Genomic DNA, 25,411 nt, shown 5'->3' with positions numbered 1-25,411 from the left:
ACAAAGCCGGAAGATCATGGCGGATTTTTCCGGCTTTTTCATCTATCTTAGCGGTGCGCAAACAATTTAGGGATTTCCCGCAAACACCAGGATTTAGCTTCCCCCATACTGTCTCGTCGCCATGCCATAATGACATTTGTCTCGTGGCTGTATTCAGAGCTAATCACCCGTAAACGGCCCGTCGTAATATCTTGCTCCACCATAGGATAAGGCATCGTAGCAACCCCTAACCCGGCTAAAAGAGCCCGACGTTTATCTTCCAGCGAACTCACCGTTAAACGTTGTTGCTTATCTAATAACTGAACCGTCAAGACCGGGCGTTCCCTTGCGGTATCTGCCACAGCAATACCACGATACTTCACCCTCGTTACATCAGACAAAGGCTCCGGCTCTTGATGAATAGGATGGTCAGGGCTGGCAACATAGACATTGGTAATGCTGTAAAGCTGACGTGAATTCACTTCTGCCGATGCGCGGAAATGCATATCTGGCGCAATAACAATATCTGCCCGGCCTGTTTCCAACCGCTCCCATGCCCCCGCCAAGACCTCAGTCAATAGAGAGAGCTGGGTATTCGATTTCTGAACAAGTTTGCCCACCAAGGGGAACAATAAAGAAGCAGGGACCAGTGCCTCACAAACGATTGTCAGGTGAGTTTCCCAACCCCGCGCTAATGCCTCTGCGTCAGCGGTTAATTTATCCGCAGCTTCAAGCAATTGACGTCCACGCTCAAGCAACATACGGCCAACGTTGGTGAATTTGGTCCTGTGACCCGAACGGTCAAACAGCACTACATCCAGCTCCTCTTCCAGCTTTTGCATCGTATAGCTCAGTGCAGAAGGAACACGGCCAAGCTCATCAGCTGCCGCAGCAAAACTTCCCCGCCGGTCAATCGCATCCATGACCCGTAGAGATTCCAGTGTAAGCGCTCGTTCTTTGCTCATATTTTTCTCAATCAGGAAATTTGAATATGGTGACCAGATTAACTGGCTAACATTTCGCCGTCCAGATAATTACTATTGTTAGTGTGTGTTTTTTGAAGGTAACCGCCATCATGATTATAAATAGAACAACAAAGCAATGTGGAAAAGCTGACTATGGTTGGCTACAAGCCCGTTATACATTTTCATTTGGTCACTATTTTGATCCAAAGTTTTTGGGTTATGGCGCTCTACGTGTACTGAATCAGGAGGTTATCGCACCAAAAGCCGCTTTCCAGCCTAAATCTTATCCCCATGTGGATATACTGAATATTATTCTGCAAGGCGAAGTCGAATATCGCGATAGCGAAGGCAATCATGTCAGAGCTTACAAGGGAGAATGTTTACTGTTTTCTGCCCGCCAAGGAATCAGCTACAGTGAACATAATATCAGTGCTAATAAGCCACTGACCCGCTTGCAGCTTTGGCTAAATGCCTTCCCGCAACAGGAAAGTTTACCATTGCAACGGATGGCGTTACCAGAACAGCCATTAACTATGCTTGCCTCTCCAACCGCAGAAGATGGCAGTATGCAATTGCGTCAGCAAGTATGGGTAAATCATATTTCTCTTAATAAGAATCAAGCTCATCATCTGCAATTGAAAGGAAAAAATGCTTATCTGCAATCCCTGAACGGCAATATCAAAATAACAGGCAATTCGAAGGATAATGCTTTGATTAAATGTGGAGATGGCGCTTTTATTCATGAAGAAAATCGTCTGGTGTTAAAAGCAGATACTGAGTTCCAAGGGTTGTTAATTGATCTAGCCGCTTGAGAAAATAAAAACCCCATCAAGGCTAAACCTGATGGGGTTAAATTGGTGAAGTTGACCGATAAGCCGGGTTCTGTCGTGGACAATCATTCATCTAGGCCAGCACTTACGCACTGGCTCAAGCAGCCTACCCGGGTTCGATACGGGCCGTACCTAATGAACCCCTATTTGGCCTTGCTCCGGGTGGAGTTTACCGTGCCACGGACTGTTACCAGCCGCGCGGTGCGCTCTTACCGCACCCTTTCACCCTTACCTGATCCTGCATAAGCAGGCCATCGGCGGTTTGCTCTCTGTTGCACTGGTCGTGGGCTTTCACCCCCCAGACGTTATCTGGCACCCTGCCCTGTGGAGCCCGGACTTTCCTCTCCTCTACCTATCGTCCAAAGGACGATGGCAAAGCAGCGACTGTCTAGTCAACTCCGCAGCAGATTATAAGAGGTTTAACAAACGATGTATAGGCGTTTACTCATTATCTGCCTGTTTATCAACAACTGTTGTTACTCTTCATGCTGTCCCAGAGCATGGCGATAAAGCGCGTTTTTCTTCACACCATGGATCTCTGCCGCCAGAGCAGCCGCTTTTTTCAACGGCAGCTCTTGCTGAAGGAGCGCCAACGTTCTTAATGCCTCTGGAGGTAAAGCTTCGTTATCCGGTTTTTTATCACCTTCAACGATCAACACCATTTCACCACGGCGACGGGTTTCATCTTCCTTAACCCATGCCAGAAGCTCACCTACCGGCATACCATGAATCGATTCCCAAGTTTTTGTTAATTCCCGGGCCAGAACGACGTAACGTTCAGTTCCCCACTCGTCAACCATATCTTCTAAACTCTCGATTAGACGATGAGTGGACTCATAAAAAATTAACGTCCGCGATTCCTGCTCCAAAGCCCGTAAAGTATCTTTCCGGCTTTTACGCTTAGCCGGCAAAAATCCTTCGTAACAGAAACGATCTGATGGCAGGCCCGCAGCAGATAATGCGGTTATAGCCGCACAAGGCCCTGGTAGAGGAACAACATGGATACCCGCTTCACGGCAACGGCGAACCACATGATAACCAGGATCATTAATCAGTGGCGTTCCCGCGTCAGAGACTAATGCAATACTCTGCCCCTGCTGAAGTTTCGTAATTAATTGATCTGCTTTCTGCTGTTCATTATGATCATGAAGTGCGAACATGCGCGCATTAATGGCAAAATGTTGAAGCAACAAGCCGGTATGTCGCGTATCTTCGGCCGCAATCAGATCGACATGCTCAAGAACTTCAAGCGCACGCTGAGTGATATCACCCAGGTTTCCAATGGGGGTTGGCACAACATATAGCGTGGATGTCGTAACCACTGCTCGATTGGGTTGATTCATTGTTTCATCCGAATGACCGATTTAAAATTGAGCATCTTTGAAAAAAACATCGCTGGATACAGTATGCTTTCCTCAATTTTTGTGCGTATCAAAACTGGTTTAGTCTGTTCAGCTATGCTGGCAGTTATGATCATCGCAGGGTGTACCGTGCCTGACCAACAGGGACAACAACCTTTGCAAACTCAGGACAAAGTCAGTACAGAAATCGCCCGTTATCAATCCATCATTGATGCCGCTAGTGGCGAACCTTCTCTGGATGTCATCCGTGCTTATATCGCTCAGGAACCACTTCTGAAAGACAATGCCGCTCATCAAAAAAATATTGATGATACCTGGCAAATGCTAACCCGTCTTTCACCACAAAATCGCAGTGGGTTGGTCATCAACGCTGATGAAAATATTCTGCAAGGCTGGCTAGACTTACTCAGTACCTATCAGGATAACAAACAGGACTCTGACAAACTACAAGCAGCTATCCGTGACTGGAAAATTCGTTATCCACAAAACCCAGCCACGCAGTCACTCCCAACCCAGTTACAACCCGCCGCCATCCAATCGCAAGGTACTGACATCCGTATTGCACTGTTCCTGCCATTAAGCGGTCAGGCAAAAGTATTCGGTGAAGCAATCCGTCAGGGCTTTCTTGATGCTCAGGCTGGTTTGCCAACCCCATTACTGCCAACAGAAAACCCAGAAAATTTATCTACAGCAACCAACGATAATACGTCAGATACCGTGGTTTCTGCCGATGCCCTGTCAAATGCAGCGGTTCCCGTTGAATCAACACCACCAGCCGTTCAGTCAACGCGTGTCATAGCCAATGTGCCGGTTAACACACAACAGGTCAAAATCTATGACACAACGAGCCAGCCATTGGAAAATTTATTGATTCAGGCTGAACAAGACGGTGTGAATTTAGTTGTCGGGCCGTTACTTAAACCAGATGTGGTTAAACTGGTTCAGATGAATACACCATTAAACATGCTAGTGCTGAACGAGTTAGATAATGCGCAACCCCGGCCCAATATCTGTTATTTCTCTCTGTCACCAGAAGATGAAGCGAAAAATGCCGCAGAACATATTTGGCAGCAACAAAAACAGAATCCTCTGATACTCGTTCCCCGAGGTACTTTTGGTGACCGGATCGCCAAGGCATTTGCACAAGAATGGCAAAAACAAGGTGGGCATACCGTTCTGCAACAAACCTTTGGTTCTTCCGCCGAACTGAAACAGTTAATTAATCGAGGTACAGGTATTCGCCTGACTGGAACAGCCATTAGTGCAACAAACAATCAACCTGTATCAACCACTATTGGTGATCTGGAAATTCCCCAGATAAATACAGATGCTGTTCCTACTTCTGCCGGCGGTTCAGTGGACGCAGTTTATATTATTTCCACTTTGGATGAACTGACTCTGATTAAGCCAATGATTGATATGGCAATCAGTTCCCGCAACAAACCGGCCCTTTATGCAAGTTCCCGCAGTAATCAGGCTGGCGCTGGTCCTGATTTCCGTCTGGAGATGGAAGGAATGCAATTCAGCGACATTCCATTAATCGCTGGCGCTAACCTGCCACTGATGCAACAAGCAGCCGGTAAATTTGCCAATGATTACTCTTTGATGCGTCTCTACGCTATGGGTATTGATGCCTGGTCATTAGCAAATCAGTTCAATCAGGTTCAACTTCAAAGTGATTTCCATCTCAATGGTGCCTCAGGGATGCTGTCTGTTCAGGAGAACTGCGCAATTTTTCGGCAGCTTTCATGGATGCAATATCATCAAGGCCAAATCACTGCCATTTAATTAAGCATTAATTACCGCTTGTTATCAGGCGGCATTTAAATTCAACTAACTCTTTTCAGGATGAAAATAAAAAAGCCAACAAGTTATTTGCTGGGACGTAACTATGAAACGCAGGCAAAGTTGTTTTTGCAAAAACAGGGGCTAACTTTTATCGCTGCGAATGTAAAAGTTCATGGTGGTGAAATTGACCTGATTATGAAAGACAAACAGACCTGGGTTTTTATTGAAGTTCGTTTTCGCAAACAAGAGCAATATGGTGATGCACTGGCGACAGTGACCCGCAGCAAGCGTAAAAAATTATTACACGCTGCCGCAGTATGGCTGTTTCAACGTGGTGAATGTTTTGAAACCACTTCTTGTCGCTTTGATATTTGTGCTATTACTGGTCAACAATTTATATGGTTGCCAAATGCTTTCAATCAAAATGAGTTCGCTCGCTAAAATGATACTGGGTAGGTTATAAACGTGCTGGATAGAATTAAAGTCTGTTTTACAGAAAGTATTCAAACTCAGATTGCAGCCGCAGAAGCATTACCTGATGCTATCTCCCGGGCCGCAATAATGATGGTTCAGTCATTGCTGAATGGTAACAAAATCCTTTGCTGTGGTAATGGTGGTTCTGCTGCAACTGCCCAGCGGTTTGCTGCCAATATGATCAACCGGTTTGAAACTGAACGCCCAAGTCTGCCTGCCTTGTCGCTTAACGCAGATAATGTGGTGATAACAGCGATTTCAAGTAGTAAACAACATGATGAAATTTACGCTAAACAGGTACGAGCATTAGGTCAGCCAGGCGATGTGTTATTGGCTATTTCCACTCATGGAAATAGCCGGGATATTGTTAAAGCCGTTGAAGCGGCTGTAACCCGCGATATGACGATTGTCGCCCTTACCGGCTATGATGGTGGTGAACTTGCTGGCTTGTTAGGGCCACAAGATGTGGAGATTCGTATCCCATCTCATCGCAGCACCCGAATTCAAGAAGTGCATATGCTGACCGTTAATTGCCTGTGTGACTTAATCGATAATACACTCTTTCCCCATCAGGATGACTAAGGAGCCAATAATGCGATTTTTCTCCCTATTAGCTACGGTTTGTGCCGCAGTAATGCTACAAGGATGTATTGGTGCAGCTGTGGTAGGTTCTGCCGCTGTAGCGACTAAAAGCGCAACCGACCCCCGTACTATTGGTCAACAGGTTGACGATGGGACGCTGGAAGCGCGTGTCAGTAATGCACTTAACAAAGATAAGCAGATCAAAGAGCGTATCCGTGTTATTACCACCGCCTATCAAGGGAAAGTTTTGCTGACAGGCCAAAGCCCGGACTCAAACCTTTCAGACCGTGCAAAACAGATAGCATCGCGTGTTGATGGAGCTCATATTGTGTACAATGAAATTCGTCAGGGGAAACCTGTTGAATTAAGTACGGCTTCTAAAGACACCTGGATTACCACTAAAGTACGCTCAAAAATTCTGACCAGTGATTCTGTTAAGTCTTCCAACATAAAAGTCGTTACAGAAAACGGTGAGGTCTTTTTACTGGGTATTCTGACTAAACAAGAAGGTAACGCCGCTGCGAAAATTGCCAGCGAAACTGATGGTGTTAAGCGGGTAACAACTGCGTTTACTTATCTGAATTAAGCTAAGCATATTACTGAGGGGGGGATAGCACCATAAATCTACCCTGGATATATTAAGCCGCGTCATTCTTTGACGCGGACGCTTTCCCTTTTTTACTATCCGACGTCAAATATCCAACATAAAACTGGGTAACCTGCCATTCTTCCCTTAATTATTTTTCAATAACTCGTTTTTCTTAAGGTAATTCACGCCGCCCAACAACCGCATTTGTCGCAAAATCCATTGTTGACGCTGTAAAACATAAGCCGAAGGGGCGTTAACTTTATAGCGGTGCGGGTTAGGCAATACAGCAGCGAGTAAAGCAGCTTCTGATGCAGTCAATTTACTGGCTGATTTATGAAAATAGTATCTGGATGCCTCTTCAACACCAAAAATACCATCACCAAATTCTACAATATTAAGATAAACCGTCAGAATTCGGCTTTTTGACCATACCAATTCAATAGCAAAGGTCATTCCAGCTTCCAATCCTTTTCTCAACCAACTACGTCCATCCCACAAAAATAAATTTTTGGCCGTTTGCTGAGAAATCGTTGAAGCCCCTCTCAACCTACCAGAGTTATTTTGATTATGCTCAAGGGCATTTTCAATAGCATCAAAGTCAAATCCCCAATGCAGTGGAAATTTTTGATCTTCAGCAGCAATAACAGCCAATGCGATATTTGGGGATATTTGTTCGTGCCCTACCCAGGCAGAATGACATACATAAGAAAAATTAACTGATAACCAAGCGTTAATTTGGCGCTCAACCATAATCATAGAAAATGGCACTGGCAAGAATGAAAACGCAACAACAGAAACTATCCATAAGATAATAACTGAGATTACGATTTTTTTAAGCCAGCACCATAAAAATTGCAAAGGATTTCTCATCCAGTTACTCAGTCATTTCCAATACTTTTCTGACAAGTTTATCAATTCCCTCCTCCGCCTGAGAAATAGATTCAGCAAGCATATAGGCTGGAGTTGTAACAATTTTATTTTCCAAATCAACAACAATATCATTTACCTGGCAAACGATATGAACGCCTCCCATTGCCTCCACTTGAGCCGCAGTTTCAGGATCATTACCAATAGTTAGTTTCACCGGTGTATTAAGTAGTTTTGGCAACATAACCGGTGCAATACACATAAACCCCATAGGTTTATGTTGTTTATGCATAGCCCTCACTAAACTTAATAAATCTTTATTTATTTCGCAATCAACTGTCTTAGCAGCAAAGTCACATAAATTCTTTGCAACACCAAATCCCCCAGGAATGATCAGGGCATCAAACTCATTTGCATTTGCTTGAGACAAAGACTCGATTTTTCCCCTTGAAATACGGGCTGATTCCTGTAGGACGTTACGTTCTCCGCCAGTTCCTTCACCGCTAATATGATTAATAACATGACGTTGTGGCTCATCAGGTGCCAAAAAGCTCGTTTTAACACCTAAACGATCTAAAGAAAGCATAGTCAATACTGATTCATGAATTTCACTGCCATCGAATACACCACATCCACTTAAGACAACCGCAACTGATTTCATAGCTCACTCCATTTGTAGTCGATTATTGCTTAACCCTTTAGGGGGTTAAACACCAATCTTCATCACAGATTTTAATGAATCTTGTAACAAAAAATCTTATCTTTGCTATGTTGGTACTTGTATGATGTACGGAGAATTCCCCATTTACTCGCCGCAACAAAGATGCATTAGATAGGCGTGTAAAAAGTTTTCCCTGGTGTTGGCGCAGTATTCGCGCACCCCAACCTCGGTTGGGGTTATTTTTTTTCGGCGCCTGCCAACCATTCCCCTAAAATTTCCGTATCGTTTCTCCATTCTTGCTTTAACTCATCAACCCATTCCTGAACATTGTCCCACCATGCAGGTAAATCAGGTGATTGAATCTGTTGAGCCAGTTGCTGCAAATGACGTAATCCAACCGACCCCGCCGCACCTTTTATCTTATGTGCTTCCTCCGTGATGCCTTTCTGATCTTTAGCTGTCATATTCGATTCCAACACAGATAGGTATCCCGGCATCATCTTCTCAAATACACTCAGGCTATCGCGAATCAATTGAGGTCCAACCAGCTCGATATATTGATTAAGCATTTCTATATCAAGTAAATCTTCATCTTTCATCAATCCTGACTCCTCTTCTTCTGGCTTCATATGATGCACAGACTGTTCTCCCCAGAATTGTTCAATAATGGCAGTTAAGGCATTCACAGACAGCGGTTTACTCAACACGCCATTCATGCCCACATCCAGATATTCTTTTTTGTCCTTTAAAACATTTGCAGTCAGCGCAATAAGTGGGGGCAGATCCTTTTTGGCGTATCGCTCACGTAATTCCCGAGCGATGTCTAATCCGGTCATATCAGGCAACTGAATATCAAGTAATACCAGATCGAACTCCCCTGGCTTGAACACTTCCAGAGCATCCTTACCATTCATAACGACTTCTACGCTGTTACCCAATTTTTCCAGTACTGAACGAGCAACGATCACATTCAGCTCAATATCTTCTACCAGCAAAATATGCAAAGCCGGAAGTGGGCAATCTTCTGTATCTTCTCTGCATGGCAGACTCTCTTCCATAGCAGGAGCAATAATAGAGAGTGTAAATCGAGAACCTTGTCCCGGCTCACTTTCCACCAAAATATCGCCTCCCATACTTTGAGCTAAACGTTTGGATACAGCCAGTCCAATACCGGTTCCCGTTGCCGGACAACCACCATGACTGCCTTTCACCTGATAATACATTGCAAAGATCTTCTCTTGCTCATCAAGTGGAATACCAATCCCCGTATCCGTGACTTCAAACAACAAACGCTCACCCTTTTCATACCAGATTCGAACATTAATCTCGCCTTTTTGAGTAAATTTCACTGCATTGCCAATCAAGTTCCACAGAATTTGGCGCAAGCGAGTACCATCTGTCATGATTCTGGCAGGTAATGGCAGCTCTGGTTCCATCACAAATTTAATCCCTTTCGGCTGTACCAGCAGCCCGGAGAGGTTTTCCAGATCGGACATAAAACCGGTAAAGTCAATTGGCTGATTATCAATCTGGACTTTACGCCGCTCAATTTTGTCCATTTCAATAATGTCATTGAAAATATTGCCAAGCGTGATAGCACTGACATGAATCGTTTTCAGATATTTATTTTGTTCAGAGGTCAGTTCAGTATCGAGCAGAATACGACTCAAACCAACAATGCCATTTAAAGGCGTACGAAGCTCATGGCTAATCGTTGAGATAAAAGTCGTCTTATCCCTGCTCGCATTCTCCAAAGCGTCCTGATAACGCTTACGCTCCGTTATATCGCGCCCAAACCCCATAAGCCCGTGTCTTTTCCCTACCCGATCATAAAAAGGGACTTTCCGCAGTTCAAAACAAGCTTTTCGTCCATCGGGATAAACCAGCCATTGTTCATAAGTCAGGGCAACATTATGACGGAACACTTTTTCGTCCGTTTTCATCACCTTGCGGGCAACTTCTTTGTCATAAACATCGTTTGGTGTTAACCCAACAAGTTGTTTCTGGCTTTTACCCGTCAGCAATTCCATCGCCCGATTACAACCAGAGAATTCATTATCTTCATTACGGTAATAGACCAAATCAGGAGAAGCATCGAGAAAAGATTTCAGTAATATAGATTGCTGTTCCAATTCAATCTGAGTCTGCTCACGGTGCTTCATCTCTTCTTTTAGTTTATCCAACAATATCAGATGCGCCTGTTCAGCTTTTTCTCTTTCTGAGATCTCCTGATTCAGCTTGATGATGTTGTCTTTTAGTTGCTGATTAAGTTCCCGATCACGCTGACGCATCACTTCTAATTTTTCAACTAATTTGGATAATCGTTGGCGGGATTCTTCAAGCTGTTCAACAACAACCGAAAGGAAATAGACGGCCCAAGGAGTAATCAGCAAACCAAAGAAAATTGAGCGAACCAAATCAATACTTTGCACTCCTCCCTGAAGCAGAAAAGTGACCACCATCTGTACACCCATAGCAAGAACAACTAACGCAGATGCAAGCAGTAAAGAGAAGCGTACTAACCCCAATTTCATCATTAAATCAACATAATATTGGGCCAGGCCCCTAAGCAGCTTCATTTCATTAAAGACTCCCGTTAAATATGACCAATCCAAATCATACCGTAAAAAGCCCGCTACTTCGTTGAAGGAATACAGAAATTGTTGATCGGGTAAAACAATAGTATTATTTAATGGTTTTGATTATGACTTCCCAAACATTATTCTGGCTTTTTACCCCTGCCGGTCTTTTCGCACAATCCAAGCGTGAATAAATAATCAAATTCATTGATAAATTAAGCATAAAATTCTTTTCACTCTTTTTGATAACCACAAAAAGATAAAACTTTATTCTTATAAAGAAATAAATATATATATTTATTCTATTTAGTTTATATTTGTCGGAATTTGAAACCAACAAATAAACATTTAACAGTATATATAAAACAGATATTACACTAATATTAGTGATATGACTCACATTAAAATCCTAACATGATCTATATCACACAACTTCCATATTGATTTTTTTATTTAAAAATCATGATATTATATCATTTTATCGCCTACATTTATCGTATTCCGGCTATATTTGACCTAATCTACATTTCTCGTTAACTTGGGAAGTCACTAGAAATCATCCGTCAGATCCTCATCTGAACCATAATTATGCAGTGACATAATATTATTTCAGTACCGCCTGTTCATAGAAATAGACAGGTGGCAGTTGATTGAGGGCGCAATTCAGACGCCTGTAAAAATATTCATCTCACAAATTTCTGTGAGTTTCTGTGAGAGTCGGACAGAACCTGGGGAGGTTCACACTATGCTATATAACAAATCTCAAGAAAAGGATAACTGTGGCTTTGGACTGATAGCCCATATTGAAGGGGAGCCAAGCCACAAAGTAGTCCGTACCGCTATCCATGCACTGGCACGAATGCAACATCGTGGTGCAATCCTGGCAGATGGTAAAACCGGCGATGGTTGCGGTTTATTACTGCAAAAACCCGACCGTTTTTTTCGGATGGTCGCACAGGAGCACGAATGGCGTTTAGCCCGCAATTACGCAGTCGGTATGCTATTTCTCAGCCAGGACCCTCAGATTGCCCAAAACTGCCGGGAAATAGTCGAACAGGAACTGCAAAATGAAACGCTATCAGTCGTTGGCTGGCGTGAAGTACCAATTAATAGGGATATTCTGGGCGAAATAGCCCTTTCCAGCCTCCCCCGTATCGAACAGATTTTTGTTAATGCTCCTGCTGGCTGGCGCGCTTGTGATTTAGAACGCCGTTTATTCGTTGCCCGCCGCCGAATAGAAAAACGCATCAGCGACAGTGATTTTTATGTTTGCAGTTTGTCCAATCTGGTGACTATCTATAAAGGACTGTGCATGGCGGCAGATTTGCCCCGTTTCTATCCTGATCTGGCTGATTTACGGTTGGAATCAGCCATTTGCCTATTCCACCAGCGTTTCTCAACCAATACCGTCCCACGCTGGCCATTGGCACAGCCTTTCCGCTATCTTGCTCATAATGGTGAAATAAATACCATCACCGGTAACCGTCAATGGGCGCGGGCAAGAGCCTATAAATTCAAAACCCCACTTATTCCTGATCTGCAATCTGCCGCTCCTTTTGTCAATGAAACAGGATCAGATTCCAGCTCGCTGGATAATATGTTGGAGCTGTTTCTCAATGGCGGAATGGATTTAATCCGTGCTATGCGGTTGCTAGTCCCGCCTGCGTGGCAAAACAACCCTGATATGGATGAGGATCTGCGAGCGTTCTTTGATTTCAACTCTATGCACATGGAACCATGGGATGGTCCTGCCGGTATTGTCATGTCAGATGGCCGCTATGCTGCCTGTAATCTGGATCGTAATGGCTTGCGCCCGGCACGTTATGTCATCACTAAAGATAAGCTGATCACTTGTGCTTCCGAAGTCGGTATCTGGGATTATCAGCCCGATGAAGTAGTAGAAAAGGGACGAGTCGGCCCCGGTGAACTCATGGTGATTGATACTCGACAAGGCCGTATCCTCCATGCAGAAGAAACAGACAATGACCTGAAAAGCCGCCATCCCTATAAAGAATGGATGGATAAAAACGTCAAGCGCCTGATCCCCTTTGACGAATTATTGGAAGCTCAAGCCGGCCACCGGGATCTGAACGATCAATCACTGGCGGTCTATCACAAACAATTTGCTTACAGTAATGAAGAGTTGGATCAAATTATCCGAGGCCTGGGAGAGAATGGTCAGGAAGCCACAGGGTCAATGGGTGATGATACGCCGTTTGCTGTACTTTCCAGCCGTCCTCGGATTCTTTATGACTATTTCCGCCAGCAATTCGCTCAAGTCACTAACCCACCAATTGATCCATTACGCGAAGCGCATGTTATGTCTCTCACTACCTGTATTGGACGGGAGATGAACGTATTCTGTGAAGCAGAAGGACAGGCACATCGTCTAAGTTTTAAATCCCCTATTCTGCTTTACTCTGATTTTCATCAATTAACAACGCAACAGAGCCCACACTATCGTGCAGAACGATTAGACTTAACTTTCAATGCGCAGGAAACTCATCTGCAAAATGCGCTGTTTGCATTGTGTGACCAAGCCGAACAACTCGCCAGAGATGGCGCAGTATTGCTGGTATTGTCTGACCGCAATATTACACCGGAGAAGTTACCCATACCGGCCCCTATGGCTGTTGGTGCCATTCAGCACCGTTTGGTAGAAAAAAGCCTGCGCTGCGATACCAACCTGATAGTAGAAACAGCGAGTGCCCGTGATCCACATCATTTCACTGTATTACTGGGGTTTGGTGCAACAGCGATTTATCCTTATCTGGCTTACGAATCACTGGCCAAAATGGTCGATAATGGCACGATTAATAAACCTTATGCTGATGTCATGCTCAACTACCGCAATGGTATCAATAAAGGGCTATATAAAATCATGTCGAAAATGGGCATCTCGACTATCGCCTCCTATCGCTGTTCTAAACTGTTTGAAGCTGTCGGATTACACGCTGAATTAACTGAGTTTTGCTTCAATGGTGTTGTCAGCCGGATTGGTGGTGCTAACTTCAGCGATTTTGAACAGGATCTGCGAAACTTATCCAAACGCGCATGGCTTCCCCGCCATCCAGTTGATCAGGGAGGGTTACTGAAATATGTGCATAACGGCGAATACCACGCTTATAACCCAGATGTCATAAGCACTCTACAATCTGCGGTTCACAGTGGCGAATACAACGATTATTTGAAATATAGCCGCTTGGTTAATCAGCGCCCAGTGACCACAATCCGTGATTTGCTGGCGATAAAAACAAAAGATGAACCTATCCCCATTGAAGAAGTAGAACCCGCCGAAGCGATGTTTAAACGCTTTGATACTGCGGCAATGTCGATTGGGGCATTAAGCCCTGAAGCACACGAAGCTCTGGCTGAAGCAATGAATACATTGGGTGGCTTTTCCAACTCCGGTGAAGGTGGAGAAGATCCCGCACGTTATGGTACAAAAAAAGTTTCCCGTATCAAACAAGTTGCTTCCGGCCGATTCGGTGTGACACCCGCTTATCTGGTCAACGCTGATGTGATTCAGGTTAAAGTGGCCCAAGGTGCTAAACCCGGGGAGGGCGGGCAATTACCGGGTGATAAGGTCACACCGTATATTGCAAAACTACGTTATTCCGTACCAGGCGTAACACTTATTTCTCCACCACCGCATCACGATATTTACTCTATTGAAGATCTGGCTCAGTTGATTTTCGATCTAAAACAGATCAATCCCAATGCGCTGATCTCAGTAAAACTGGTTTCAGAACCAGGCGTTGGTACTGTGGCAACGGGTGTTGCCAAGGCTTATGCCGATTTAATCACCATCGCAGGTTATGATGGCGGAACTGGTGCCAGTCCATTGTCATCGGTGAAATATGCCGGATGCCCCTGGGAATTAGGATTAGTAGAAACCCAACAAGCTCTGGTTGCCAACGGGTTGCGCCATAAGATCCGTTTACAAGTAGATGGTGGATTGAAAACAGGCGTGGACATTATCAAAGCGGCCATTCTTGGTGCTGAAAGTTTCGGTTTCGGCACCGGTCCCATGGTTGCCCTTGGATGCAAATATCTGCGCATCTGCCACCTGAATAACTGTGCGACCGGTGTTGCAACGCAAGATGAGAAATTACGCCGCGACCATTACCACGGATTGCCTGAGAGGGTAATGAATTACTTCCGTTTTATCGCCCGTGAAACCAGAGAGATCATGGCGGAATTAGGGGTCAGAAATCTGACTGACTTAATAGGCCGAACTGAACTGCTGGAAGTATTGGAAGGCATTTCAGCAAAACAGAGCAAATTAAATCTTGAGCCGCTCTTAGCAACAGCTGAACCCCATCAGGGCAAAACGTTATATTGCACTGAAAATAACCCGCCATTTGATAATGGCACATTGAATAAAAACTTATTATCTCAAGCCTCCAGTTACATTGAGAGCCAACAAAGTAAAACTTTCTATTTTGATATCCGTAATACCGATCGTTCAGTCGGGGCTTCTCTTTCTGGCTTTATCGCTGCCCGATATGGTAATCAGGGCGTCGCAGCTGTTCCAATAAAAATTCATTTCAATGGTACTGCCGGTCAAAGTTTTGGTGTCTGGAATGCTGGCGGTCTGGAGCTGACACTTATCGGTGATGCCAATGATTATGTTGGTAAAGGTATGACCGGTGGCCGCATCGTAATACACCCCCCTGTCGGTTCTGCCTTCAAAAGCCACCAGGCAACCATCATTGGTAACACATGTCTGTATGGGGCAACAGGCGGCAAGCTGTACGCCGCTGGATGTGCCGGAGAACGCTTTGCTGTTCGCAATTCAGGTGCTATTACGGTTGTAGAAGGTATCGGAGATAATGGCTGTGAATATATGACAGGCGGTATCGTCTGCATTCTCGGACGCACCGGAATAAACTTTGGTGCAGGAATGACCGGCGGTTTTGCCTATGTTCTGGATGAAAATGATGATTTCCGCAAACGGGTCAACCCAGAGCTGGTAGAAGTTCTGGCAGTAGAGACCTTAGCTATCCACGAAGAACATTTGAGAGGACTTATCACTGAACACGTTCTGCTGACCGGTTCCCAACGCGGTGAAGATATTCTTGCTAACTGGCAACAGTGGTTGAGTAAATTTGCACTCGTGAAACCAAAATCCAGTGATGTAAAAGCCCTGCTGGGACATCGCAGTCGTTCTTCCGCAGAGTTGCGAATTCAAGCACAGTAAGGAACCCAGATGAGCCAGAATGTATATCAGTTTATCGACTTACAACGCGTCGATCCGCCTAAAAAGCTGCTGAAGATCCGCAAAATAGAATTTGTGGAAATCTATGAGTCATTTTCAGCAATTCAGGCACAAACCCAGGCAGATCGCTGCCTTTCCTGTGGTAATCCTTATTGCGAATGGAAATGCCCTGTTCATAACTACATTCCCAATTGGCTTAAACTTGCCAATGAAGGGCGCATCATGGAAGCCGCTGATTTATCCCATCAGACGAACAGCCTGCCGGAAGTTTGCGGCCGCGTTTGTCCACAGGATCGCCTTTGTGAAGGTGCCTGTACCCTGAATGATGAGTTTGGTGCAGTCACTATTGGTAATATCGAGCGCTACATCAACGATAAAGCGATTGCTATGGGCTGGAAGCCCGATATGTCACAAGTTCAGCCAACAGGCAAACAAGTTGCGATTATTGGTGCCGGCCCCGCAGGGCTGGCCTGTGCTGATGTATTGGCCCGTAATGGTGTACAAGCAGTCGTTTTTGATCGCCACCCAGAAATCGGTGGATTACTCACTTTTGGCATACCTGCGTTCAAACTGGAAAAAGAGGTGATGGTACGCCGCCGTAAAATTTTTTCTGAGATGGGAATTGAATTCCGGCTCAATACTGAAATAGGCAAAGATATCGCCCTATCTGAACTGACAGAGCAGTTTGATGCCGTATTTCTTGGTGTAGGAACCTATCAGTCAATGCGCGGGGGACTGGCAAATGAAGATGCTGATGGCGTTTATGATGCACTGCCATTTCTGATTGCCAATACCCGGCACTTGATGGGGTATCCCCCCCTGCAATCACAGCCTTTCATTGATATGCAGAGTAAACGGGTCGTGGTTCTCGGGGGTGGCGATACGGCGATGGATTGCGTCAGAACGTCTATTCGCCAAAAAGCGGCTTCAGTTACTTGTGCTTATCGCCGTGACGAAGTTAATATGCCAGGCTCCCGCCGCGAAGTGAAAAATGCCAGGGAAGAAGGTGTAGAATTTCTGTTTAATCTGCAACCTCTCAGCATTGAAATCAACAGCTCAGGTCAAGTTTGTGGCATAAAAATGGTACGGACTCAATTAGGTCAACCTGATGAAAATGGACGCTGCCAAGCTGAAATTATTATCGGTTCCGAACATCTGCTCAAAGCTGATGCCGTGATTATGGCATTTGGTTTTAAACCACATACAATGAGCTGGTTAAATGACCATAAAATAGCGCTGGATAAACAGGGGCGTATCGTTGCACCAGAGTTTTCAGACACTCCTTTCCAAACCAGCAATCCTCAGATATTTGCTGGCGGAGATGCCGTTCGCGGCTCAGATCTGGTTGTAACAGCCATTGCCGAAGGACGTAAAGCCGCACAAGGCATTCTCGACCACCTCAATATCTAATAAACAAAGGGAGCTTTCCAGCTCCCATACCTTCCTATTATCGACTCTATAATTTATATTAGCCGGACTATTTTTATATGAAGAGTGAATGTATTTAATGAACATTCCGTACTTGCTTCTGCCATAATTAACATTTATGTGTATTTCATCTTATCAGCGTGGATTTTACCAACTACCCAGCTAAGATAGCACTATGCTTATTCAACTATAAGTCTTGGAAATATTAATGAAATTAATAAAAACTCTAATTTTGTTGTCTTTGGCGTTGCTTGCTGGTACCAGTCTTTCGGTGCTTGCGTTGCCACGAAACGTTACACCCGATAATATTAATAAAGAGATTATCAATAGAGGTATCAACTCTGTCGTTGCAGAATTAGGGGAAACAAGAACCAGACAAGAAATCACTCACAAAATTACGACTGGTGACCATGACTGGATAAAACTGGCTTTTAAATTAACTCAAAGTATACATCTGGATTTCTCCAAAGAGATACGTTACTCACTCTCTATGGCATTAATTAATAATCCCGTTGATGTCCTTGCTACTGCCGGTAAAGAAAACAACATATCATTAGCTGATATCTGTACAATCCCGCCAGAACTTAAGACTAGAGAGAATAAAATAGAATTTGTCAATAAAGTCAGAAAGAGTTTAGGGTCCATCACAGACTACGAAGCTAAAAACAGAGTAGAAGAATGTTTCTGGGAGTTAGAGAAAGCCTACAATGTGGAATTTTAATCAATAAACTTGAAAAATAAGGAGGCAATCTCAGCCCCCTTATTTAGCGCTTATTTTACTACCCGTAAAGCAGGACGCCCTTTTGTCGGTTTTGGTGGTTCATCATCAGGTGAAGTTCCACTATTATCTTCAGCATCGCGGAGGGTATCCGTAACTAATACCAAGTTATCTGCCACAGAAGCGCCAGCTTTATCATGCCCTGGAGTAGACTCAAAAAGATATTCATCTTTATAAGCTGCTTCAGGCTCAAACATCATTCCTGCCCCATTTTCACGGCTATAAATAGAGAGAACCGCCACCATTGGTACATTAATCTGACGGGGCATACCGCCAAAACGGGCATTGAAACGTACTTCATCATTGGTTAACTCAAGATTACCAACAGCTCTCGGCGCTATGTTCAGCACAATTTGCCCATCACGGGCATATTCCATTGGTACATTGACTCCACGTAAAGTCACGTCTACAACCAGATATGGAGTCATATCATTATCGAGTAACCACTCGTAGTGAGCACGCAACAAATAAGGGCGACGAGGAGACATTTGAGACAGCTCCATAAATCAGTTCCTGGATTGCAAGCGCATTTCACGTTCAGCTTCGGTTAATGAAGCCAAGAATGCATCACGTTCAAAGACACGCTGCATGTAAATTTGTAAATCTTTGGTACCAGAACTCGGTAGCTCTATACCCAGTTCAGGTAAACGCCATAGCAAAGGGGCAAGATAGCAATCAACCAAACTGAATTCTTCACTCATAAAGAATGGCATTTCTTTAAATATTGGTGCCACTGCTAGCAATTCTTCTGCTAATCGTTTACGGGCAGCATTGGCTTCCTGAGAATTACCTTTCTCAATAGTGTGCATCAGGGAATACCAGTCTTTCTCAATGCGGTGCATCATCAAACGGCTGGAACCACGGGCAACCGGATACACTGGCATTAATGGCGGATGAGGAAAACGCTCATCAAGATATTCCATAATGATGCGGGAATCATACAGCGTCAGCTCACGGTCAACCAAAGTCGGAACTGTCTGATAAGGGTTCAGATCGATAAGGTCCTGTGGCAAATTACCTGCCTCAACCTGTTCAACTTCAACACTGACACCTTTTTCCGCCAGTACAATTCGCACTTGATGGCTAAAAATGTCGGCCGGGCCTGAAAACAGAGTCATTACCGAACGTTTGTTGGCAGCGACAGCCATGAAAACCTCCAAGTTTATCTAAAAAAGGAATGAATAGTCCCACGCTATAACGACTATTCCTACTCACTCATTCTCACCCCTTATGTTTCTGCGCCGCAACGGTGAATACGGAATGCGCTACTCGACACAATGGCTATCGTTCAGATAGTAGGCAGATAAATGGATGAGGCAAAAATTGGCACTAGTTTACCAGATTTTGTACATTTTGGGGGAAGTGTATGGGTAATTAAGTAAAAAACCCGCCATAAAGACGGGTTTTAACATTAACTAATTGCCATAAAGACAAAAAATTAACGTTTGGAGAACTGTGGACGGCGACGTGCTTTACGCAGACCGACTTTCTTACGTTCAACTTCACGAGCGTCGCGCGTAACGAAGCCAGCTTTACGAAGCTCAGGACGCAGAGTTTCGTCGTATGCCATCAGTGCACGGGTGATACCGTGACGGATTGCGCCTGCCTGACCAGAAATACCACCACCTTTAACGGTGATGTACAGATCAAGTTTACCCAACATATCAACCAGCTCGAGTGGCTGACGAACAACCATGCGTGCTGTTTCGCGGCCAAAATAAACTTCGAGGCTACGTTGGTTGATTACGATGTTACCGCTACCTGGCTTAATAAAGACACGTGCGGAAGAGCTTTTGCGGCGACCAGTGCCGTAGTATTGATTTTCAGCCATTGCCTATAATCCCGATTAAATGTCCAGAACTTGCGGTTGCTGTGCCGCGTGGTTGTGCTCGCTACCTGCGTAAACTTTCAGTTTACGGTACATTGCACGACCCAGTGGCCCTTTTGGCAGCATGCCTTTAACCGCGATTTCAATTACACGCTCAGGACGGCGGGCAATCATCTCTTCAAAGGTCGCTTGCTTGATACCACCGATGTGACCAGTGTGGTGATAGTAAATTTTATCAGAACGCTTGTTACCGGTTACAGCAACTTTTTCTGCGTTAACAATGATGATGTAATCACCGGTATCAACGTGCGGAGTGTATTCCGCTTTATGCTTGCCGCGTAGACGACAAGCCACTTCAGTTGCAAGACGGCCTAAAGTTTTGCCATCTGCGTCAACAACATACCAGTCGCGTTTTACGGTTTCTGGTTTAGCTGTAAAAGTTTTCATTAAAGCTTACCCAATAATAAGTTACACGTTGGTGAACACTCAAGGTTCATAAACTGCTGAGGTTCACACGACTCTTGTCCAGCAAACCTACCCCTTCGAATAGCCTATGCCGGCACTATGCAAGTTTTTTGGGAAAAAAAACATTGCTGTAACGTGGGGTCGCAAGATTATAGAGAAGTCACAAATAAAAATCGACCCCAATTTGAATTATTTAAAATCAACTTTAGTCCGAAATAGACAGGATAAGCACAAGATTAAGGCAAATGAGGTAATTTCAGATATTCCTCGCTTTGCATTTCCTGCAAACGGGACAAGCAACGCTGGTATTCGAAAGTCAGCAAAACCCCTTGGTAAATCTGTTCCATCGGTACTGCGGCATTAATTATCAGTTTTACCCGACGTTCGTAGAATTCATCAACCAGCGCCAAGAAACGTCGGGCGGCGTTTTCATTACCGGACATTATCGCCGGAACCTGATATAACAAAACGGTGTGATAAAGTTTTGATAAAACAATGTAGTCCATCTGGCTACGGGCATCTTCACACAAAACTTTAAATCCAATTGCCAACACACCATCAGCGCTACGAATTGCCAGCATCTGCCGATGATTAATTTCCAACACCGGTGCTTGCTCACTGCTTTTACCCGCCAAACGGATAAACATTCGGTCCATAGCCCGCTCATTATCTTCATTCAACGGTGTGAAATAGAGATGAGCCTGTGTCAAAGTACGCAGACGATAATCAATACCTGAATCCACATTCATGACGTCACAATATTTTTTAATCTGCTCAATAGCAGGTAAAAATCGAGCTCGCTGTAAACCATTACGATAGAGCTCATCAGGAGGAATATTCGACGTTGCAATCAACGTGATCCCCCTGACAAATAGAGCCTCCAACAATGTGCCAAGAATCATGGCATCCGTAATATCAGAAACAAAGCATTCATCAAAGCAGAGCACATCGGTTTCTGCTTTAAAACCATCCGCCACAATATCCAGCGGATCCTCATGCCCTTGTAACGCCTTTAATTCCTCATGCACCCGTAGCATAAAGCGATGAAAATGCAAACGCAGTTTTCTTTCACCCGGCAAACTCTGGTAAAACATATCCATTAACCACGTTTTCCCTCTGCCAACACCACCCCACATATAGAGCCCTTGAACAGGTGTACAGGTCGTTGAAATCTGCTTGCCTAATAGTTTACTCAGTCGTCCTTTCAAGCTTTTTCGCTTCGCTGGAATGTCGGGAGAAGTATTAATCAGGGCATAGTGAATAACATCCAATTGAGCGACGACACGACGTTGGACATCATCCGGCTGATATTCCCCTTTAGAAAGGGCTTTCTGATAGAATAACGAAGGGATAATCAATGATGGCATGACAAAAAAATCCTTAAAAAATAATTGCCCGTTTTTTATCGTTTTTATGATTCAGATTGACCTTATCACTGGATCAATTGTCTACAATAAGGTTCAGAATAAGGTCTACAAACAATATGTAAATCATGATCAATATTCCATTCTAACTAGATTAACGGTTATAGTGACGATAATTAAGTGAAACATTCTGCTGAACAACGATGTTGATGAAGGAGTAGCTATGACTTGGGAGTATGCACTGATTGGATTAGTAGTTGGCTTTGTTATCGGAGCGCTAGTCATGCGCTTTGGTAACACTAAGCTGCGCCAGCAGGGAGCCTTACAAACTGAACTGGAGAATAATAAATCAGAACTGGAAGAGTATCGTAAAGAATTAGTCGGCCATTTTGCCCACAGTGCAGAATTACTCGATAATATGGCCCGCGATTATCGTCAGTTGTATCAGCATATGGCCAAAAGCTCTCACGAGCTGATGCCGAATATGCCAGTACAAGAAAACCCATTCAATTATCGACTGACTGAATCAGAAGCAGATAACGATCAGGCTCCGGTTAAAATGCCACCAAGAGATTACTCTGATGGCGCTTCCGGCTTGTTCCGCCCGGTTAATGAAAAAAACCAGTAAATATTTCTGCTGTGGCATGTTTTGTGCTACAGCATTAATTCCAAACGCAAGATCTTTCCTTTACCTGCAAAAAGTTTTGTTTTTTTATTCTTCCATCATGTAAATACCTGTAAAAAAGTGTACTAAATCTGTTTGCCAGATGAACTTTACTTAATAATTAATAGTCATAGAGTAATCATGGCAACTTGCCCAAATTAACTTATTAGCCTTCTGGCTTAGATAGACAAGAGAAAGAAATTAGATGAAAAGAAAAAACTTATTCCTCAGTGCGTTAGCAATCAGTATCGGGTTATCCGTCGCTTCCGCTCCTGCTATCAGTAGCGCTGCTTTGCCTGCTGCTATTGCTGGTCAGGCGCTGCCAAGCCTTGCACCGATGCTTGAAAAAGTATTGCCAGCGGTTGTCAGCGTGCATGTTTCCGGTACTCAAGTACAACAGGAGCAGAATATACCTGAAGAGTTCAAGTTCTTCTTTGGCCCAAATCTGCCAATGGGCCGTGAAAGCACCCGCCCGTTTCAGGGACTTGGCTCAGGTGTCATCATTGACGCTGCCAAAGGTTATATATTGACCAACAATCACGTTATTGAAAATGCGGATAAAATCCGTGTGCAATTGAACGATGGGCGTGAATATGAAGCTAAACTGTTAGGTCGCGACGCTCAAACTGATATCGCCTTGCTGCAACTGAAAGATGCCAAAAATTTAACGGCAATTACAATAGCCGATTCCGATAAACTTCGGGTTGGTGATTTTGCTATCGCGGTGGGTAATCCATTCGGTCTTGGTCAAACTGCAACCTCGGGAATTATCTCGGCGTTAGGACGCAGCGGCCTGAATCTGGAAGGGCTGGAAAACTTTATCCAAACCGATGCCTCTATAAACCGAGGTAACTCCGGGGGTGCGCTGGTTAATTTGAATGGCGAGTTGATTGGTATCAACACAGCAATTCTGGCTCCAGGCGGCGGTAACATCGGTATCGGCTTTGCCATCCCAAGTAATATGGTAAAAACCCTGAGTGAGCAGCTTATCGCTCATGGTGAAGTCAAACGCGGTATTCTCGGTATCAAAGGTACTGAAATGAATGCCGATATTGCCAAGGCATTCAATATTGATGCCCAGCGCGGTGCATTTGTCAGTGAAGTATTGCCAAAATCCGCGGCAGCGAAAGCAGGCATTAAATCCGGTGATATTCTGGTTTCTGTTGACGGTAAGAAGATCAATAGCTTTGCTGAACTGAAAGCCAAAATTGGTACGACCGTACCAGGTAAAGAAATTAAAATTGGCTTATTGCGTAAAGGCAAACCAATGGAGGTTTCCGTTATTCTGGAAAACAGTGAAGGTCAAACCACCAAAGCGGGAAACCTAACACTTGCCCTGCAAGGCGCAACTCTCAGTAATGGCGAAGTGAAAGGGACTCTCGGTGTGAAAATCGATAGTGTCATGCAAAACTCACCTGCGGCGATGTCTGGTTTACAGAAAAGTGACCTGATTGTTGGGATCAATAATGAACGAGTACAGAACATTAACGAACTGCGCAAAGTTATTGATTCTAAACCTCCAGTAATCGCGCTGAACATTCTTCGCGGTGAAGAAAGTATCTATCTGTTACTGAGAAATTGATATTTTTAGCGAAAATCGATCTAATTCCATCTAAGACACAGCGCGATGCTGTATCTCCGGTTGTTGACAAACCTCATTTAAAATAATGGGGTTTGTTTTTCCCATTAGCAAAAATGTTTTGGTCCATTTTCCTTATTAATCAAATTTACTCACCTGCTGATATCCCTTGCGACAGGTGGTCTTGTAAATCAGTTTTTCAATCTATGGACAGATCTTGTAATCCTGCGGCTTGCCATGGGTAAATCCCCCACTTACGCGAATAGTCCATATCATGAAGTCATTGCATACATATGTTTACATATGCTGTACATATACTATCCATAAGTCTGTTTTCCTGGAGGACTCAACATGAGAACTGTAGCCGTATTTAAAAATGGTAATAACCGGGCTGCTATACGTTTACCTCGCGACCTTGATTTCGAAGGAGTGAACGAATTGGAGATTACTCGTGAAGGCAATACCATTATTCTGCGACCAGCTAAACCCAATTGGAATTCCTTTTTGCAACAAGAAAAAGCTGACGCTGACTTTTTAACGGAACGGTCGGATATTGTGGAAGAAGGGCGCATTAAGTTATGAAAAGAACATATATGCTGGATACGAACATCTGTTCCTTCATTATGCGGGAACAACCAGAGGAAGTGGTTAATCGGCTCCAGCAGTGCGTTCTGGGCAATCACCAAATTGTCATTAATAACAGAATCTGCAAATAAATGATTTAACTGAATACGAACTAGATTATTTTCGACGTTATTATGTTGCATTTATCATGTAACACATTAAACACACCCATTTAAACTTGTTTTATACTCTTTTATCCAGCCCAATAACATTACCTTTCTATGGTATAAAAGTCATTCTTCTTTTTATACCGTTAATGTGATTTAACGCTTAAATACCCATTTAATCATTATAACCTTTCTGACTGATTAATCTTCGATAATTTCCACTATTGTTGATGTAATAAATCGTTACTAAATTAATTTACCGTTCGATTTAAACAGATATAAGTGGATGGCGTTAAGTGAAAATCATATGAATATCCTATTTTAATAAATAAACGATTTTATTTTGACAATCAAAACTCTTCAAAAATAAAATTCACTAAATTCACATCCCATTTATTACTCTAAAACAGCCATTTTATTAAAGACAAAAACCATAAAATAATAAAAAAATCCAAGTATAAAATAAATATATTGCTAAAAAGTTAAAACTGTGCCTTTAACAATCAAATGAATGGAATCCCGCCCTGTGCCGTTAATGCCGTTAATTGTTTTTATATAATACTGTTTTTCAATTCTATAAATTTATCACCCTACTAATAAATTTAAAACCCATTTTCCCTAATGTTTTCTCTTCCAATATCAATATAACGTCAGATTTTTTACCCACTTTAAAAATCC

21 protein-coding genes, 1 other RNA gene and 1 pseudogene are annotated in these 25,411 nt (G+C 43.7%); 12 read left to right on the top strand and 11 right to left on the bottom strand.

The window, feature by feature from the left end; translation table 11 throughout:
* Positions 1–47 precede the first annotated feature (47 nt).
* Positions 48–944 (bottom strand): LysR family transcriptional regulator, encoded by an 897-nt coding sequence (locus ACUN2T_RS04280; RefSeq protein ID WP_445496401.1) that lies wholly within the window; start codon positions 942–944, stop codon positions 48–50.
* 110 nt (positions 945–1,054) lie between these two features.
* Between ACUN2T_RS04280 and ACUN2T_RS04275 the strand changes: the two genes are divergently transcribed.
* A complete protein-coding gene (locus tag ACUN2T_RS04275) occupies positions 1,055–1,756 on the top strand; it encodes a pirin family protein (RefSeq protein WP_445496400.1) in 702 nt (233 codons plus the stop codon).
* Between the two features lie 43 nt (positions 1,757–1,799).
* On the opposite strand, the gene rnpB is transcribed toward ACUN2T_RS04275, so the two are convergent.
* Together rnpB and rsmI are read right to left on the bottom strand one after the other, a co-directional pair.
* An RNA gene (rnpB, locus tag ACUN2T_RS04270) (RNase P RNA component class A) lies at positions 1,800–2,174 on the bottom strand.
* Between the two features lie 76 nt (positions 2,175–2,250).
* Complete coding sequence (gene rsmI, locus ACUN2T_RS04265) at positions 2,251–3,117, bottom strand: 16S rRNA (cytidine(1402)-2'-O)-methyltransferase (protein ID WP_445496399.1); 867 nt, start codon at positions 3,115–3,117, stop codon at positions 2,251–2,253.
* 63 nt (positions 3,118–3,180) lie between these two features.
* Between rsmI and ACUN2T_RS04260 the strand changes: the two genes are divergently transcribed.
* Genes ACUN2T_RS04260 through dolP form a run of 4 tightly spaced genes read left to right on the top strand, consistent with a single transcriptional unit; the run spans position 3,181 to position 6,565 of the window.
* A complete protein-coding gene (locus tag ACUN2T_RS04260) occupies positions 3,181–4,923 on the top strand; it encodes a penicillin-binding protein activator (protein ID WP_445496398.1) in 1,743 nt (580 codons plus the stop codon).
* A 60-nt stretch (positions 4,924–4,983) separates the two neighbouring features.
* Entirely contained in the window at positions 4,984–5,364 is a 381-nt protein-coding gene (locus ACUN2T_RS04255) for a YraN family protein (RefSeq protein WP_445496397.1), read from the top strand.
* Between the two features lie 24 nt (positions 5,365–5,388).
* Positions 5,389–5,979 (top strand): DnaA initiator-associating protein DiaA, encoded by a 591-nt coding sequence (gene diaA / locus ACUN2T_RS04250; RefSeq protein WP_036842149.1) that lies wholly within the window; start codon positions 5,389–5,391, stop codon positions 5,977–5,979.
* 10 nt (positions 5,980–5,989) lie between these two features.
* The gene (gene dolP / locus ACUN2T_RS04245) at positions 5,990–6,565 is read left to right on the top strand and encodes a division/outer membrane stress-associated lipid-binding lipoprotein (protein ID WP_445496396.1); all 576 of its coding nucleotides are present in this window, start codon (positions 5,990–5,992) and stop codon (positions 6,563–6,565) included.
* Between the two features lie 147 nt (positions 6,566–6,712).
* Here the strand turns inward: dolP and mtgA are convergent, their stop codons facing one another.
* From mtgA to arcB, 3 genes are all read right to left on the bottom strand, one after another.
* Positions 6,713–7,438 carry a monofunctional biosynthetic peptidoglycan transglycosylase gene (gene mtgA, locus ACUN2T_RS04240; protein ID WP_445496395.1) on the bottom strand — a complete coding sequence of 242 codons (726 nt, stop codon included), beginning with the start codon at positions 7,436–7,438 and terminating at the stop codon, positions 6,713–6,715.
* A 4-nt stretch (positions 7,439–7,442) separates the two neighbouring features.
* Entirely contained in the window at positions 7,443–8,096 is a 654-nt protein-coding gene (gene elbB / locus ACUN2T_RS04235) for an isoprenoid biosynthesis glyoxalase ElbB (RefSeq protein ID WP_445496394.1), read from the bottom strand.
* A gap of 236 nt (positions 8,097–8,332) precedes the next feature.
* Positions 8,333–10,675, bottom strand: coding sequence for an aerobic respiration two-component sensor histidine kinase ArcB (arcB, locus tag ACUN2T_RS04230; protein ID WP_445496393.1), 2,343 nt, complete (start codon positions 10,673–10,675; stop codon positions 8,333–8,335).
* 745 nt (positions 10,676–11,420) lie between these two features.
* On the opposite strand from arcB, the gene gltB reads away from it, so the two are divergent.
* The 3 genes from gltB to ACUN2T_RS04215 all read left to right on the top strand — a co-directional run bounded on the left by gltB (position 11,421) and on the right by ACUN2T_RS04215 (position 18,045).
* Complete coding sequence (gene gltB, locus ACUN2T_RS04225) at positions 11,421–15,878, top strand: glutamate synthase large subunit (protein WP_445496391.1); 4,458 nt, start codon at positions 11,421–11,423, stop codon at positions 15,876–15,878.
* Positions 15,879–15,887: 9 nt separating this feature from the next.
* A complete protein-coding gene (locus ACUN2T_RS04220) occupies positions 15,888–17,306 on the top strand; it encodes a glutamate synthase small subunit (protein WP_445496389.1) in 1,419 nt (472 codons plus the stop codon).
* A gap of 226 nt (positions 17,307–17,532) precedes the next feature.
* A complete protein-coding gene (locus ACUN2T_RS04215) occupies positions 17,533–18,045 on the top strand; it encodes a hypothetical protein (protein WP_445496388.1) in 513 nt (170 codons plus the stop codon).
* A gap of 50 nt (positions 18,046–18,095) precedes the next feature.
* Here ACUN2T_RS04215 and sspB read toward each other — a convergent pair whose 3' ends face one another.
* From sspB to zapE, 5 genes are all read right to left on the bottom strand, one after another.
* A complete protein-coding gene (gene sspB / locus ACUN2T_RS04210) occupies positions 18,096–18,605 on the bottom strand; it encodes a ClpXP protease specificity-enhancing factor (protein WP_445496387.1) in 510 nt (169 codons plus the stop codon).
* Positions 18,606–18,608: 3 nt separating this feature from the next.
* Complete coding sequence (gene sspA / locus ACUN2T_RS04205) at positions 18,609–19,250, bottom strand: stringent starvation protein SspA (RefSeq protein ID WP_021323579.1); 642 nt, start codon at positions 19,248–19,250, stop codon at positions 18,609–18,611.
* A 290-nt stretch (positions 19,251–19,540) separates the two neighbouring features.
* The gene (gene rpsI / locus ACUN2T_RS04200; protein WP_445496386.1) at positions 19,541–19,933 is read right to left on the bottom strand and encodes a 30S ribosomal protein S9; all 393 of its coding nucleotides are present in this window, start codon (positions 19,931–19,933) and stop codon (positions 19,541–19,543) included.
* Between the two features lie 15 nt (positions 19,934–19,948).
* Positions 19,949–20,377, bottom strand: a complete 429-nt coding sequence (rplM, locus tag ACUN2T_RS04195) for a 50S ribosomal protein L13 (RefSeq protein ID WP_445496385.1) — start codon at positions 20,375–20,377, stop codon at positions 19,949–19,951.
* A 254-nt stretch (positions 20,378–20,631) separates the two neighbouring features.
* Positions 20,632–21,762 carry a cell division protein ZapE gene (gene zapE / locus ACUN2T_RS04190; RefSeq protein WP_445496384.1) on the bottom strand — a complete coding sequence of 377 codons (1,131 nt, stop codon included), beginning with the start codon at positions 21,760–21,762 and terminating at the stop codon, positions 20,632–20,634.
* A 220-nt stretch (positions 21,763–21,982) separates the two neighbouring features.
* Here zapE and zapG point away from each other — a divergent pair, with 220 nt between their 5' ends.
* From zapG to ACUN2T_RS04170, 4 genes and pseudogenes are all read left to right on the top strand, one after another.
* A complete protein-coding gene (gene zapG / locus ACUN2T_RS04185) occupies positions 21,983–22,387 on the top strand; it encodes a Z-ring associated protein ZapG (protein WP_132355377.1) in 405 nt (134 codons plus the stop codon).
* 241 nt (positions 22,388–22,628) lie between these two features.
* Positions 22,629–24,005 (top strand): serine endoprotease DegQ, encoded by a 1,377-nt coding sequence (degQ, locus tag ACUN2T_RS04180; RefSeq protein WP_445496383.1) that lies wholly within the window; start codon positions 22,629–22,631, stop codon positions 24,003–24,005.
* A gap of 348 nt (positions 24,006–24,353) precedes the next feature.
* On the top strand, positions 24,354–24,584 hold the full coding sequence (vapB, locus tag ACUN2T_RS04175; RefSeq protein ID WP_445496382.1) for a type II toxin-antitoxin system VapB family antitoxin: 231 nt from the start codon (positions 24,354–24,356) through the stop codon (positions 24,582–24,584).
* A pseudogene (locus ACUN2T_RS04170) lies at positions 24,581–24,700 on the top strand (VapC toxin family PIN domain ribonuclease); the annotation flags it as partial. The gene vapB and the pseudogene ACUN2T_RS04170, both read left to right, overlap by 4 nt.
* Between the last annotated feature and the right edge of the window lie 711 nt (positions 24,701–25,411).

Source organism: Photorhabdus machadonis (assembly GCF_052657765.1).
This window is presented reverse-complemented; position numbering and strand designations above follow the sequence as displayed.